The 12,979-nt window shown below is 74.8% G+C and carries 14 protein-coding genes; 10 read left to right on the forward strand and 4 right to left on the reverse strand.

The features are described from left to right. The first annotated feature begins 232 nt into the window (after positions 1 to 232). The gene (locus BD833_RS05920) at positions 233 to 1,156 is read left to right on the forward strand and encodes an NAD-dependent epimerase/dehydratase family protein (protein ID WP_166532202.1); all 924 of its coding nucleotides are present in this window, start codon (positions 233 to 235) and stop codon (positions 1,154 to 1,156) included. A gap of 713 nt (positions 1,157 to 1,869) precedes the next feature. Here the strand turns inward: BD833_RS05920 and BD833_RS05925 are convergent. The 4 genes from BD833_RS05925 to BD833_RS05940 form a co-directional block, all read right to left on the reverse strand. Next, complete coding sequence (locus BD833_RS05925; protein ID WP_166532203.1) at positions 1,870 to 2,580, reverse strand: maleylpyruvate isomerase family mycothiol-dependent enzyme; 711 nt, start codon at positions 2,578 to 2,580, stop codon at positions 1,870 to 1,872. Next, entirely contained in the window at positions 2,577 to 3,092 is a 516-nt protein-coding gene (locus BD833_RS05930) for an SRPBCC family protein (RefSeq protein ID WP_166532204.1), read from the reverse strand. Before BD833_RS05930 ends, BD833_RS05925 begins: the two co-directional genes overlap by 4 nt. Further along, on the reverse strand, positions 3,089 to 3,409 hold the full coding sequence (locus tag BD833_RS05935; RefSeq protein ID WP_166532205.1) for an ArsR/SmtB family transcription factor: 321 nt from the start codon (positions 3,407 to 3,409) through the stop codon (positions 3,089 to 3,091). The genes BD833_RS05930 and BD833_RS05935 overlap by 4 nt, the downstream gene beginning before the upstream one ends. 90 nt (positions 3,410 to 3,499) lie before the next feature. Further along, on the reverse strand, positions 3,500 to 4,141 hold the full coding sequence (locus BD833_RS05940; protein WP_166532206.1) for a LysE family translocator: 642 nt from the start codon (positions 4,139 to 4,141) through the stop codon (positions 3,500 to 3,502). Positions 4,142 to 4,711: 570 nt separating this feature from the next. Here BD833_RS05940 and BD833_RS05945 point away from each other — a divergent pair. The 9 genes from BD833_RS05945 to BD833_RS05985 all read left to right on the forward strand — a co-directional run bounded on the left by BD833_RS05945 (position 4,712) and on the right by BD833_RS05985 (position 12,817). Then, positions 4,712 to 5,923, forward strand: coding sequence for a low temperature requirement protein A (locus BD833_RS05945; RefSeq protein ID WP_208092374.1), 1,212 nt, complete (start codon positions 4,712 to 4,714; stop codon positions 5,921 to 5,923). Between the two features lie 274 nt (positions 5,924 to 6,197). Further along, positions 6,198 to 6,896, forward strand: coding sequence for a DUF4232 domain-containing protein (locus BD833_RS05950; protein ID WP_166532207.1), 699 nt, complete (start codon positions 6,198 to 6,200; stop codon positions 6,894 to 6,896). Between the two features lie 252 nt (positions 6,897 to 7,148). After that, the gene (locus BD833_RS05955; protein ID WP_166532208.1) at positions 7,149 to 8,108 is read left to right on the forward strand and encodes an alpha/beta hydrolase; all 960 of its coding nucleotides are present in this window, start codon (positions 7,149 to 7,151) and stop codon (positions 8,106 to 8,108) included. A gap of 29 nt (positions 8,109 to 8,137) precedes the next feature. Beyond that, complete coding sequence (locus BD833_RS05960; RefSeq protein ID WP_166532209.1) at positions 8,138 to 8,854, forward strand: alpha/beta hydrolase; 717 nt, start codon at positions 8,138 to 8,140, stop codon at positions 8,852 to 8,854. A 103-nt stretch (positions 8,855 to 8,957) separates the two neighbouring features. Further along, entirely contained in the window at positions 8,958 to 9,389 is a 432-nt protein-coding gene (locus BD833_RS05965; RefSeq protein ID WP_166532210.1) for a VOC family protein, read from the forward strand. Between the two features lie 9 nt (positions 9,390 to 9,398). Beyond that, complete coding sequence (locus BD833_RS05970) at positions 9,399 to 10,004, forward strand: hypothetical protein (protein WP_166532211.1); 606 nt, start codon at positions 9,399 to 9,401, stop codon at positions 10,002 to 10,004. A 97-nt stretch (positions 10,005 to 10,101) separates the two neighbouring features. Then, the gene (locus tag BD833_RS05975; protein WP_166532212.1) at positions 10,102 to 11,064 is read left to right on the forward strand and encodes an AraC family transcriptional regulator; all 963 of its coding nucleotides are present in this window, start codon (positions 10,102 to 10,104) and stop codon (positions 11,062 to 11,064) included. Beyond that, positions 11,061 to 12,074, forward strand: coding sequence for an AraC family transcriptional regulator (locus tag BD833_RS05980; protein WP_166532213.1), 1,014 nt, complete (start codon positions 11,061 to 11,063; stop codon positions 12,072 to 12,074). Before BD833_RS05975 ends, BD833_RS05980 begins: the two co-directional genes overlap by 4 nt. A 233-nt stretch (positions 12,075 to 12,307) precedes the next feature. Beyond that, on the forward strand, positions 12,308 to 12,817 hold the full coding sequence (locus BD833_RS05985) for a LamG domain-containing protein (protein ID WP_166532214.1): 510 nt from the start codon (positions 12,308 to 12,310) through the stop codon (positions 12,815 to 12,817). The last annotated feature ends 162 nt before the right edge of the window (positions 12,818 to 12,979 follow it).

Consider the following 12,979-nt stretch of genomic DNA (forward strand, 5'->3'; position numbering starts at 1 on the left):
TCTCCGCTCTCGTCGGCACCCCGGTGCGGGAAGCTGTATAGCGCTGTGATAAAGGCGGGCCAACGGGGTATGACGGGCCGAATCCGGCCGGAGTCGTGCCGTTACTCCTCGCGGTCGACCGGTCGCGTTCAGGCGCCGGATGGACGGCGCCGGGGAGGTCGGGCCCCCGCCCAGGGCCCGGCGCGGGTCATGCAGCGGGCGCCGTCGCGTCGCCGCTGGCAGGGTGGGCGGCATGGCTTCCTCCTCTCCCGTCGTCGTGGTGACCGGTGCGAACGGACTGGTCGGCACCGCGGTGTGCCGGGCGCTCGTCGAGCGGTCGGCGCAGGTCCGCGCCGTCGTCCGCCGAGCCGGCAGCGCGCCGGCGCTCGACGGGGTCACCGAGCACGTCGGCGACTTCGCCGACGAGGCGTTCGCCCGCGAGGTGACCCGGGGCGCCGACGCGGCCGTCACGACGGTCCACCCGATGGGCTCGCCCCGGGAGGTGCAGCACCGGGTGGGCGCCGAGGGCACCCCGGTGCTCGCCCGGGCCGCCCGGGACGCGGGGGTGGCCCGGCTGGTGCACGTGTCCACCGCCGGGGTGTACGACCGGTCGGCCGGCCTGGGAGACGTCGCCGAGGACGGCGCGCTCCTGCCCGACGGCAGCGGCGCCTACCCCGACACCAAGAACGCCGCCGACCTGGCGCTGGCGCAGGTGGACGGGCTCACGACGGTGCTGGTCCGCCCGCCGGCGATCCTGGGCGCCGGCGAGACGTCGGTCTGGAACACGCTGCGCCCGCAGGCTGTCCGGGACGGCGATCGCCGAGCGAACCCGGCGCAGACCTGGGCCTGGGTGCACGTCGACGACCTGGCGGCCTTTCTCGCGGACGTCGCGACGGGCGCCGTCGCGACCGCCGAGGACCCGGAGCGGGGCCCGGTCGCCGGGAGCACGACCCCGGTGATCGTGGCGGGGGAGCCGGCGACGTGGCGGGACTACCTGGGCACGGTGGCCGATGCGGTCGGCGTCGCCCCGGAGTGGACCGACGAGCCGGTGTGGACCGGCCAGCTGAGGGCCGACCGCGCCCGCGGGTGGGGCTGGGCGCCGCGGGTGGGCCTGGCGCAGGCCATGGACGAGCTGCGGCAGGGCCTGACGACGCCGGCGCCCGCAGACGCGTCCTGACCCCTCGACGGGGCATGCGGCGACGCCGTCTCCCCGTCCGCGCGGCTGACGCGGTGCTGCCGGTGGTGTTCTTGCTCGCGGTGTTCGATGGGCTGCTCCCGCCCTTGCCGAGCGAGTCGGTGGTGATCGCGGTGGCGGCGTTCAGCTCGGCGGGCAACGGCCCGCAGCTGGGGCTGCTGGTCCCTACCGCTGCGCTGGGGGCGCTCCTCGGGACAAGCTCAGCTACGCGCTGGGCCGACGCGCCGGTCTCCGCCGGTTGGTCGAGGGCCGGGGTGGCCGGCTGCGGCAAGCGCTGGAGTGGGCCGCCGGCGGACTGGCCCGGCGTGGCGCGGTCATCGTTCTCGTGGCGCGATACATCCCCGTCGGCAGGGTCGCGGTCAACCTGACAGCCGGAGCCACCGGCTTCCGCGGCGCCGGTTCGTCGCGCTGACGGCTCTCGGGGCGTCGTCATGGGGGGCCTACTCGGTGGCGGTGGGCGCACTCGGTGGGGCACTGGGTGGAGGATCAGCCACTGCTGAAAGCGCTGGCGGGGATCGCCTTCGCCGTGGTGCTGGGCCTGGTGGTCGACCGCCTCGTGCGCCGTACGGAGCCGGCCGCCAGGTGCCGTCGCGGGTCGAGCGCGGCCGGAGCGGATCGGGCCCACCCGGCATCCGGCCGGTGCTGAGCCGGCGGTCGACGCCCCGGGGGGCGACGACGACGTGAACCCGGCGGCGTCACGGTGCAGGCGGTGGGTCCCGCCGACGGCGAGGTCGTGAGCTTCCACCCTGCTCCGGCGCGGCCGCGGATGGGGTCGCAGCGGCCTGGATGCCGAGACGGCGCTGGAGGATCGTGGCGCCGGGGCCGTCGAGGTCGCGAGCCGCTGCGGGACGGCCGGCCATGGTCATGAGGATCGCTTCGGCCGTACCGCGGGCCTCAGGGCCCCGGCCTCGGGACCAGTCGAGGTCGGTGGCGACGAGGCGCACGCCTCGGGCCGTCCAGAACCCTCGCAGCGGAGGCGCGGTCACCGCGAACGGCAGGGCGTGGAGCAGGCGTTCAGCAGGGATCGTCCGCGGCATGCCGAGGGGGCGTCGGATGTCCTGGTGGTGGATGAGCGCGTCGACCAGACCGACGCCGCCGCCTCGACCGCCGGTGACTCCTCGCGGCTCGGAGTGGTCGCGCAGGAACCGCAGCAGCTCCTGCGGAGTGCGCTCGTTGTACTCGAGGACGGCGACGTCGTTGAGTCGGTGCGGGGCGAAACGTGCTCGTGCCAGCCGTTTGACGAGGTCGTTCAGGCCGTGCTCCTCGTAGCTGACGACGTGGGCGACGACGTCGCGGACCCGCCAGCCCGCACAGAGCGTGGGAGCGTCCCACTGCTGCGGCTGGAGCGTGTCGAGGAAGTCCGCCAGGTCCACTCGCTCCCCCCGGGCCATCGCCATCGCGTTCATGCGCCGGCCACGCTCCCGGGCGCCACTTCGCGACTGCCCTCGGAGAAGAGTGCGGCATACCGGTCGAGGTAGAGCGGCCATCCGGCGTCGTCGGCGATGCCGTCGCTGACGGCCTGCCAGCCGGGACCGTGCCGGTCGAGGTTGCGGTGCTCGAGCTCCACCCGGGTGCGTCCAGGGGTCTCGGCGATCCATCGCACCTCGACCTCGCTGCTGTGATCAGGGTCGGTATCGACCTGCCACTGCGGTCCGATGTCCCAACTGAACACGACGCGCTGCGGTGGCTCGTACGTCAGGATGCGGGCCCACCGGCACTCGCTGCCGTCCGCCCCGCGGTCGAAGATGTGGCCGCCGACTCGCGGTTCGAAGACGGTTTCGGTGATCGCCGACGCCAGCAGGTTGTGCTCGGGCGGCTTGAAGTCGCCGAACCTCTCGGTGAACACGGCGAAGGCCCGCTCGAGCGGTGCCTCCACGATGATCTGCAGGCGGACCACGGGGCTCGCTGCCTGGGTCATGGGATCTCCTCTGCGTCGTCGACGGCGTCTGCGTAGTTGGCCAGGGCGCGGTTCCAGAACGTCTCGAGCTGATCGCGCAGCGCGGCCACGCCCGCGGGGTTCAGTCGGTAGATCCGGCGGGTCCCAGCCGTGCGCTCGGTCACCAGTCCGGCGTCCTTGAGCACCTTGAGGTGCTGCGAGACCGCCGGGCGGCTCACGGGCAGCTCGGCGGCCAGCTCGCCGACCGCACGGGGACGCTCGGCCAGGACCTTGACGATGGCGAGTCTGGTGGAGTCGCCGAGCGCCACCCAGCTGTCGTCCGCTTGGTTAGCTGCCACGAACGGTAAGCTTTGACTTACCGACGAGCCCTGTCAAGGGCTGCCGCTACGACCGACCGCCATGTCCATGTCCCGGGGCGTTGGTGGTCCTCAGATGGCGGGACGGGTCCTGTCCGTGGCGAGGTGCACGGCCAAGGCCCCGAGGACGCCGCCCATGAGGTAACGCTGCACGCGCGGCCACGAAGGTCGGACGGTCAGGAAGGCGGCGAGAGCGCCGGCGAAGACGACGATGAGGCCGTTGACCGTCAGCGCGATCGTGATCTGCGTGGCGCCCAGCACCAAGCTCTGCAGGGCCACCGAGCCGCGGTCCGGATCGATGAACTGCGGCAGCAGCGTGACGTAGAGGACGGCGATCTTGGGGTTGAGCAGGTTGGTGACGAGTCCCATGGTGAACAAGCGGCGGGAGCTGTCCGCCGGCAGTTCCCTCGGAGTGAACAGCGACGTGCCGCCCTGGCGCACCGCCTGCCAGGCCAGGTAGAGCAGGTAGGCGGCACCGGCGAACTTGAGGGCGGTGTAGGCGGCGGGCACGGCCACGAACACCGCCGCGAGGCCGGCTGCCGCAGCGGCCAGGTAGGCGAGGAAGCCGACCGCGACGCCCAGCAGGGAGATCAGGCCTGCGCGGCGTCCCTGCGTGATCGAGCGGGACACCAGGTACACCATGTTGGGGCCAGGCGTGAGGACCAGTCCCAGTTCGACGGCCGCGATCCCCAACAGCGCTGAGGTGCTGACCACGTCGTTCCAGCCTCCGGAGAGTCGGTCGGGCCACCGCCGGCCCGCAGGTGGGCGGCAGGCCCTGCGGTCCCGGGGACCGAGGCGAACCTCGCGGACCATGCCCCGCGCCCGTCCGCCTCCGCGCCTCTCGACCCGGTGACGGCACGGTAGTGGACCGCTCGACCTCCCCGGCGACCGGCCGCCTACCCCCACACCAAGAACGGCGCCGACGCGGCGCTGGCGCAGGTGGACGGCCTCACGACGGTGCTGGCCCGCCCGCCGGCGATCCCGGGCGCCGGCAAGACGTCGGTCCGGAACACGCCGCGCCCGCAGGCGGTCCGGGACGGCGATCGTCGGGCGAACCCGGCGCAGACCTGGGCCTTGGTGCACGTCGACGACCTGGCGGCCCTTCTCGCGGACGTCGCGACGGGCGCCGTCGCCACCGCCGAGGGCCCGGGGGACGGATGGCGTGTCGGAGCGTCGCGCGTCACCGCGGCCCGGGCGCCACCGCGCCCTGATGACGCGCGAGGAAAGCTGTCCGCGGAGGTTCCTGCTTCCTAAGCTCACCGCGTGAGGGCCGACGGTGGATCCGTGAGCAGAGGCATCCGCATACCGATGACCGGGCGGGCACCGGACCAGCCGCACCGGGCCGCCAGCCCGTTGGAGCTGCTCTTCGACCTCACGTTCGTCGTCGCCATCGCGAGCCTCACCCTGGAGCTGGCCCACGGGATCGCCGAGGGGCATCCATCCGTGGCCGCTTTCCTGCTGGTCTTCTTCACGATCTGGTGGGCCTGGGTCAACTTCACCTGGTTCGCCTCCGCCTACGACACCGACGACGTCCCCTACCGGCTGCTGACGATGCTCCAGATGGCCGGGGTGCTGGTGCTGGCGGCGGGTGTGCCGGCGGCGGTCGAGCACGCCGACTACCGGGCCATCACGGTGGGCTACCTCGTCATGCGGCTGGGCCTCGTCGCCCAGTGGCTGCGCGCCGGCATCGAGCACCCGGACGGGCGGGCCACGGCGTTCCGCTACGCCGCCGGGATCTCGCTGGTCCAGGTGGGCTGGCTGCTCCGGCTCCTCCTCGTGGAGACGGCGGTGCTGCCGGAGGGATCGCTCCTGCCGGTGTTCCTCGTCCTCGTCGCCCTCGAGCTCGCCGTGCCGCGCTGGGCCGAGGCGAACCGGCGGACCGACTGGCACCCGCACCACATCGCCGAGCGGTACGGCCTGTTCACGATCATCATCCTGGGCGAGAGCGTCCTCGCCGCATCCACGGGCCTGCGGGCGGCCGTCGAGAGCGGTGACCTGGACTGGCGGGTGGTGTCGGTCGCCGTCGCCGCGCTGGTCCTGCTCTTCGCGCTCTGGTGGCTCTACTTCCTGGAGCCCGCCGGGGAGGGGCTGGCCCGTCGGCGTCACGCGGCCTTCCTCTGGGGCTACGGGCACTTCGGCGTCTTCGCCGCACTCGCCGCCGTCGGCGCCGGCCTCGAGGTGGCGCTCGAGTGGACGGCGCACCACCTCGACGTCTCGGCGGGCGCCGTCGCCGCCGCTGTCTGCCTCCCCGTCGGCTCCTTCCTCGTGCTCCTGTGGGCGGTGCACGTCCCGCTGCTGTCCCGGCCGGTCATCCACCCCGGGCTGACGCTGGGCGCCGCCGGTGTGGTCCTGCTGCTCCCGCTGGGCGCGGGGTTCCTGGGTGTGGCTGCCGTCGTGTGGGCCGCCGCGGCCGTGTCCTCGGCGGTGGTGCTGACGACCGTGCTGGCCTCCTCCCGGCGCACGGGCCCGGATCCGCAGGTGGCCGCGCACTCCTGACCCGCTGCACGGGGCGCTGCACCGCACGTCGGTCCTGCCGCCGCGGGATGGGCGGAGAGGGCCGGTCTCCCCGTGCACGGCTCCGTGCTGGGTCTGCACGGATCGGACGGTGCGGTTCCTCCGCCCGATCCGCGCCGCCAGGCTCGGCGACGTCCCCCGGGCGAGGCGCGACCGCTTCGCACCGGTCGGTCGCCCGTGGGTCCGATGCCCGTGCCGGCAGCTCGTCGGCGCACCCGGGAGGACCGGACCTCCCCAGCCCGGGACGAGGAAGCTCATGACCGACGCCGTCCCCATGACGGAACCCGCCGCCCGGAAGTCCGCGGACGCGACCGGCCGGCCCAGGGCGGCCGGTGCCGTGCTCGCCCTGGTGCTCCTCGGCTCCTCCGCATGCTCCTCCGACGACGCCTCGGCCGGCCCGGCCACCGGGTCCGACCCCGCCGCGACGACCTCGGTGCCCGCCGCGGGCGGAACCGGGAACACGCCGGATCCGCGCCCGTCCACGGCCCCCGGCGGATCCGGTTCCGACGGCGGCACGGGCACGGGCGGAGCCGACCCCGGGCGCTGCTCCACCTCGGCGCTGACCGCCGGGCTGACGTCGGGCGCAGCCGGAGCCGGGCAGCGTTCGGCCACGCTCACCCTGACGAACGTCAGCGGGTCGGCGTGCCGCGTCGAGGGCTACGGCGGGGTCGGGCTCCTCGACGGCAGCGGGCGTCCGCTGCCGACCGACCAGGTGCGGGTGCCCACACCGGCGCCCGGGCTGGTCACGGTGGCCCCCGGCGCGGCGGTCGTCTCGCAGCTGCAGTGGAGCGTCGTGCCCGGTGACGGCGACGCGGCGTCGGGGGAGTGCCAGCCGAGCCCGGCCACCCTGACGGTGATCCCGCCGGACGAGACCGACGCCGTGACGGTCGCGTGGTCCCTCGGGCCGGTGTGCGAGGGCGGCACGATCCGGCAGCAGGCCTACACCACGAAGTGACCGGAGGACCTCCCCGTCGCATCGGCCGTGCCGGCCGGGCGGAGACCGTCGAGGTCGGTCTCCCCGTGCACGGCTCCGTGCTGGATCTGCACGGACCGGGCGGCACGGTTCCCCCGCCGCATCCGCGCCGCCAGGCTCGGAGATGTCGCTCGACGAGGCGCGACCCCCCGCACCGGCCGGTCGCGCACGGCCCCACGCCGTGCCCGCGCACGCCGGCGCACCCACGAGAACCGTCCCGAGAAGAGGAAGCTCATGACCGACGTCGTCCCCGTGCTGGAGCCCGCCGCGCAGGAGTTCGCCGACGCGACCGCCCAGCCCCCGTTCCTGTTCGACCTGCCCATCGAGGAGGGGCGCCGCACCGTCGACTCGGTGCAGGACGGCGACGTCCCGGCGCCGGCCGTCGACGTCACCGACCTGACGATCCCCGGCGGCCCGACCGGTGAGGTCGCGATCCGCATCTACCGCCCGGCCGGCAGCAGCGGCCCGCTCCCGGTGGTGCTCTACACCCACGGCGCCGGCTGGGTGTTCGGCAACGCGCACACGCACGACCGGCTGGTCCGCGAGCTGACCGTCAGGGCCGGGGTCGCGACGGTGTTCACCGAGTACGTGCGCGCCCCGGAGGCCCGCTACCCGGACCAGATCGAGGAGATCTACGCGGCGCTCGAGTGGGTCGCCGCCAAGGGGGCCGAGCACGAGCTCGACGGCAGCCGGATCGCCGTCGCCGGTGACTCGGTGGGCGGCAACATGTCCATCGCCATCACGCTGATGGCCAAGGAGCGCGGCGGCCCGGCCCTGGCCGGGCAGCTGCTGTACTACCCGGTCACCGACGCGAGCTTCGACACCGGCTCGTACCTCCAGTTCGCCGAGGGGTACTGGTTGCGCCGCGACGCCATGCCGTGGTTCTGGGACCAGTACACGACCGACCCCGCCCAGCGCGCGGAGATCACCGCCTCCCCGCTGCGGGCCACCACCGAGGACCTCGCCGGGCTGCCCCCGGCCCTGGTGATCACCGGTGAGGCCGACGTCCTGCGCGACGAGGGCGAGGCCTACGCCGCCAAGCTGCGCGCCGCCGGGGTCGCGGTGACGGCGGTGCGCTACGGCGGGACCATCCACGACTTCGTGATGGTCAACAGCCTGCGCGACACGTTCGCGGCGAAGGCCGCCACCGCCCAGGGTGCGGACTTCCTCCGCACCGCGCTGCACGCCGAGTGATCATCCACCTGCCAGCCCAGGAGCACCCCGTGAGCCGCACCCCCACCGTCGTCCTCGTGCACGGCGCCTTCGCCGACTCGGCCAGCTTCGCCGCCGTCGTCCCCGAACTGCTCGGCGACGGCCTCGACGTCGTCGTCCCCGCCGTTCCCAACCGCAGCCTGATAGGCGACTCCGCCTACATCGCCTCCGTCGTCCGCCAGATCGAGGGGCCGGTTCTGCTCGTCGGCCACTCCTACGGCGGCGCGGTCATCACCGTGGCCGGAGTCGAGGAGAACGTCGTCGGGCTGGTCTACCTGGCCGGCTACGCCCTCGAGGAGGGGGAGAGCCTCGGTGAGCTGCAGGGGCGCTTCCCCGACTCCGACCTGGCCACCGCCCTGGTCTACCGGCCGTACCCGGTCGAGGGGGCGGAGGACGGCACCGACGTGTACGTCGACGCCGCGGCGTTCCCGGCCGTCTTCGCCGAGGGCGTCGACCCGGACCTCGCCAGGGTGCTGGCGGTCTCCCAGCGCCCGCTGGCCGGTGCCGCCTTCGGCGAGAAGGCACCGGTGGCGGCGTGGAAGGCCAAGCCCTCCTGGGGCCTGGTCTCCTCCGCCGACCGCACCATCAACCCCGACGTCGAGCGCTTCGGCTACACCCGCGCCGGCATGACGGTCAGCGAGGTCGACTCCTCGCACCTGGTGATGCTGGCCCAGCCCAAGGCGGTCGCGGACCTGATCCGCGAGGCCGTGCGGGCCACCACCGCCTGAACCGGCACGACCCGCCGGGAGCCCCCCGCTCCCGGCGGGCCGTCCCGGCGGGCGTCGAGCTCTGCCTCCCCACCTCCCCTGTCATCGAGATCCGAGGAGCGCCGTGGACACACCCTTCGGTCCGGTCGTCGACGTCTTCTGCTTCGTCCCCGACCTCGCCGCCGCCACCACCTGGTACACCGCGCGGCTCGGCGCCCCTCCGGCACGGCGGTCGCGCCGGCTGGTCAGCTTCGACCTCGGGGGCTCACGGCTCACCCTGCACGTGGCGGACGGGTACAACAGCGGGGGACCGGACGGCTGCGTCGCCTACTGGGACGTCGAGGACGTCGACCGGGTCGCCGAGGAGTGGATCGGGCAGGGCGCGGCGGTGCACCGCGGACCCACGACGGTCGGCACGGGGGAGCGGCTGTGCCAGCTGCGCGACCCGTTCGGCAACCTGATCGGCGTCCGGCAGGCGCCGGTGCCGGCCGAGCCTGCGCACCGCTGGGACGCACCGGTACCGATGACCGAGGTCCCCGTGGGCGGGCACTTCTAGGAGCCGGGCGTGCACGGGTTCGACACGGGGCGCGTGCCCACCGCGGAGCGGGCGCGCCTGGTGGTCGACCGGCTGACCGAGTCGGTGCGGTGCCGGGTGAGCATCCTCGGCGACCTGGCCTCGGTCGAGGCGCGCTGGTCGTGCTGCGAGCTGTCACCGGGAACCGAGGTCGGCCGGTACGCGGGTTCGGCGGTGCGGCTGACCCGGCGGGACGCCGACGTCCAGGCGTGGCCCGCGGATCGGTTGGCGTTCGTCGTCCCGGGGTGCGCCGGGTCGACGCTCTGGCAGGACGGTCGGCTCCGCCGGCTGGACGCCGACGCGCTCGCGCTGGTCGACGTGGGGGCGCCCTACGACTACCGCGGCCGGCCCGGGGTGCTGAGCGTCGTCCAGCTGGACCTGCTCACGTCGGGGACGACGGCTCAGGGCGCCCGGGCCGCGGCGCCCCGGCTGGACCGCAGCTCCCTGTACGAGCTCGCTCGCGATCACGTGCGATCGCTGGCGGCCAGCGCACTGCCGGGCATGCAGCTCGCGGCGCTCGACGACCTCGGGACGGCGACCGCCCGGCTGCTGTCCGCCCTGCTGCTCAGCTGTGGCTCCGCGGCCGATGCCCGGTGAACACTGGGTTACCGGCGCCCGGTCGCGACGCAGGCCCGGTACAGGGCGCCCGTTCGTCTCCTATCCTGCGCCGGCGGTCTCGATCGGAGGGGACGCCGTGACGACGTTGCTCGACACCGACCTGCTGCCCGCGACCGAGCGCCTCGACGCCGTGCACGCGGTCTACGAGGGCCAGAGCCCGCGGCGGTCGGTCGTCGTGGGCGCGGGCCCGGTGCGGCACCGCGTCGAGCGCCTGCCGCTCGGACCGGACGTCCATCTGCTGCAGACCGGGGGCAGCGCGCTGCGCATCGTCCGCACTCCCCGCCAGGTCCGGGCGGACGCTCCCGAGCACGTGGCCATCGGGCTGCACCGCCGCGGTGCCGCGCTTGTGTCGACGGCCGGCACCGACGCCGACATCCCCGTCGGGCACCTGAACTGCGTGGACATGACGCGCCCGTACGACTTCGTCCACCGGACGGCCAACAGCCACGACGTGCTGATCCTCGGCAACCGGCAGGTGGGCGTCTCCGTCGACGTGGTGCGGGCGGCCGCGCCCGCACTGCCGCGCAGCCCGGTCTACCACCTGGTGCGGGGGCACGTGGCCGGGCTGTACAGGGCCGCGCGTGGCCTGGGCCCCGAGCACCGGTCGCTCACCGGGCAGGCCACCGCCGCGCTGGTCCGGGCACTGCTCACCACGGCAGCGCAGTCGCGGGGGATGACCGCGGCGATGGACGACGCCCTTGAGGCGCGCATCGCCCTCTACCTCGACGCCCACCTCGCCGACCGGGACCTCACGGTCGAGCGCGTCGCGGCGGCCCACGCCATCTCCGTCCGGCACCTCTACGACGTGTGGGCCCGCGCCGGGCACGAGCGGACACCGGCCCAGTGGATCGGGGAGCGGCGGCTGCAGCGCGCCCGCGAACGGTTGCGGGACCCCGACGCCGGCCGCACCAGCATCGGGGTGGTCGCCCGGCAGTCCGGCTTTCCGGACAGCAGCCACTTCAGCCGCCGCTTCCGGGAACGGTTCGGGGTCTCACCCACGGAGTGGCGTGCGGCCGGCGGACGGGCGGCGAGCCGGTGACCGTCCTGTTCGACACCGCCCGGGTGCCCGAGCGCGAGCGGGCGGACGCGCTGCAGGCCGCCTTCACGGTGGAGAGCCCGCAGCACGTCGCGCTCCTGGGTGACAGCCGCGTGCACCACCGCACCGAGGTGGTGGAGCTCGGCTCGGGCCTGCGGCTGCGCCGGGAGACGGGCAGCCCGCTGGGGATCGTCCGGAACGACCGGCACGTGCGCCAGGCGGCTCCGGAGGTCCTCGCGCTCGGTCTCCAGCGACGGGGCGAGGCCCGGGTGCGGACCGACGAATCCGAGAGCGTCCCGCGCGTGGGGCAGCTCGACTGCGTGGACACGACCCGTCCCTACGAGTTCACCCAGCGGGGCCTGAGCGTCCGCGACGTCCTGATGATCAGCCACCAGGAGGCCGGCGTGTCGGTGGACACGGTCCGTGCGGCGGGCCCCGTCCTCGCTCGCAGCCCGGTGTACGAGCTCGTCCGCGGGCACCTGGCCGGGCTGTTCGCCGCGACCGCCCAGCTGCCGCCGCAGCCCCGGCAGCTCACCGGGCAGGGGACCGCGGCGCTGGTGCGCACCCTGCTGCTGACGGCGGCCGGCGGGGCCGACGGTTACGAGGCCCTGGCGGACAGCCTGGAGGTGCGGGTGCGGGCCTACGTCGACGCCCACCTCGCCGATCGGGAGCTCTCCGTCGAACGCATCGCCGCGGCCCACCACGTCTCCGTCCGGCACCTGTACGCCGTCTGGGGACGGGCCGGCCACGACCGGACGCCGGGTCAGTGGATCATCGACCGGCGCCTCCACCGCGCCCGGGAGCACCTCGCCTCGGGCACTCCGAGCGGAATCGCGGCGGTCGCCCAGCGATGCGGGTTCGCCGACGCGAGCCACTTCAGCCGGCGGTTCCGGCAGGCGTTCGGTGCCTCGCCCGCCGAGTGGCGCGCGGCGCACGCGGTCGGGGCCGGTGGTCCCGCCGCCGCACCGGTGCAGGGCGCGAGCGCCGGAGGGCCGGCTGCCGGAGGTGCGTGACCGGTCGCCGCGGCGGGGGAGCACCGGTCGCGACGCGACCGCCCGACCTCGGTGGGCGGCGTCGTGGGTGGCGCCGTCGCTGCCGGGCGCAGCACCCCTCCGGGGTGATCGACCTGAAGTCCGGCGCGGCACCGGCCGATGGTGCAGGCGACCGGGCGCGGTGAGCGCCCGGGGCCTCCACGCCACCCTTGCGCCGGCGCCTGCCGGCCACGCCCACCCCGGGAGAGACGCAGATGCCCAGCACGACCACCAGCCGCCTCCGCGGAACGATGCTGCTGCTCGCCGGCGTGATCACGCTGACCGCGTGCGGCGGCACCGCGGAGTCCGCCGGCGGCGCCGCGACGGGCTCGATTCCCGCGGCCGGCTCCGCCGCCGACAGCGGCACCGTCGGCCCGGACAGCGGCAGCCCCGGTGCCGAGATCCGCACCGACGGCCTCGCCAGCAGCCAGGGGGAGCCGTGCGTCGACCAGTTCGGCCGCACGTGGCCCGAGCCGGAGCCGGGCCTCGAACGCTACGACGAGCGAGGCGTGATGTGGAGCGACGCGTGCGGCAACCAGTACGGCTACGACGGGCGCCTCGTCCGGACCGTCGACGGTGCGTGCGTCCAGGGCCTGGCACCGGGGACCGACCCCGCGGCGAACATCTGCCTGGACCCCTCCCTCGATGCCCTGACGGGGGAGACCCTGGACCAGCAGTCGGAGGAGTGGGAGCGCAACGGCTGGACGGTCACCAACGGCGACTGACCGCGGACTCCGCGCACTCGTCCGGCGAACGTTCCGCGGCACGCCCGTGACCCGCAGCTGCGCCTGCTCGCTGTCCACCTTCGCCGCCGACCGGGCGCCGCCGTCGCCACCGCCTGCGAGCGGGAAGCCTGCCGGGCTGACCTGCCGGCACCCCGGTACGCA

Source organism: Blastococcus xanthinilyticus (assembly GCF_008124835.1).
Lineage (GTDB): Bacteria > Actinomycetota > Actinomycetes > Mycobacteriales > Geodermatophilaceae > Blastococcus > Blastococcus xanthinilyticus.

What these genes read in the sequence shown, in the direction of transcription:
- BD833_RS05920 (WP_166532202.1), top strand. Translation starts at nt 233, where the DNA reads ATGGCTTCCTCCTCTCCCGTCGTCGTGGTGACCGGTGCGAACGGACTG.
- BD833_RS05925 (WP_166532203.1), bottom strand. Translation starts at nt 2,580, where the DNA reads ATGAACGCGATGGCGATGGCCCGGGGGGAGCGAGTGGACCTGGCGGAC.
- BD833_RS05930 (WP_166532204.1), bottom strand. Translation starts at nt 3,092, where the DNA reads ATGACCCAGGCAGCGAGCCCCGTGGTCCGCCTGCAGATCATCGTGGAG.
- BD833_RS05950 (WP_166532207.1), top strand. Translation starts at nt 6,198, where the DNA reads ATGACCGACGCCGTCCCCATGACGGAACCCGCCGCCCGGAAGTCCGCG.
- BD833_RS05955 (WP_166532208.1), top strand. Translation starts at nt 7,149, where the DNA reads ATGACCGACGTCGTCCCCGTGCTGGAGCCCGCCGCGCAGGAGTTCGCC.
- BD833_RS05985 (WP_166532214.1), top strand. Translation starts at nt 12,308, where the DNA reads ATGCCCAGCACGACCACCAGCCGCCTCCGCGGAACGATGCTGCTGCTC.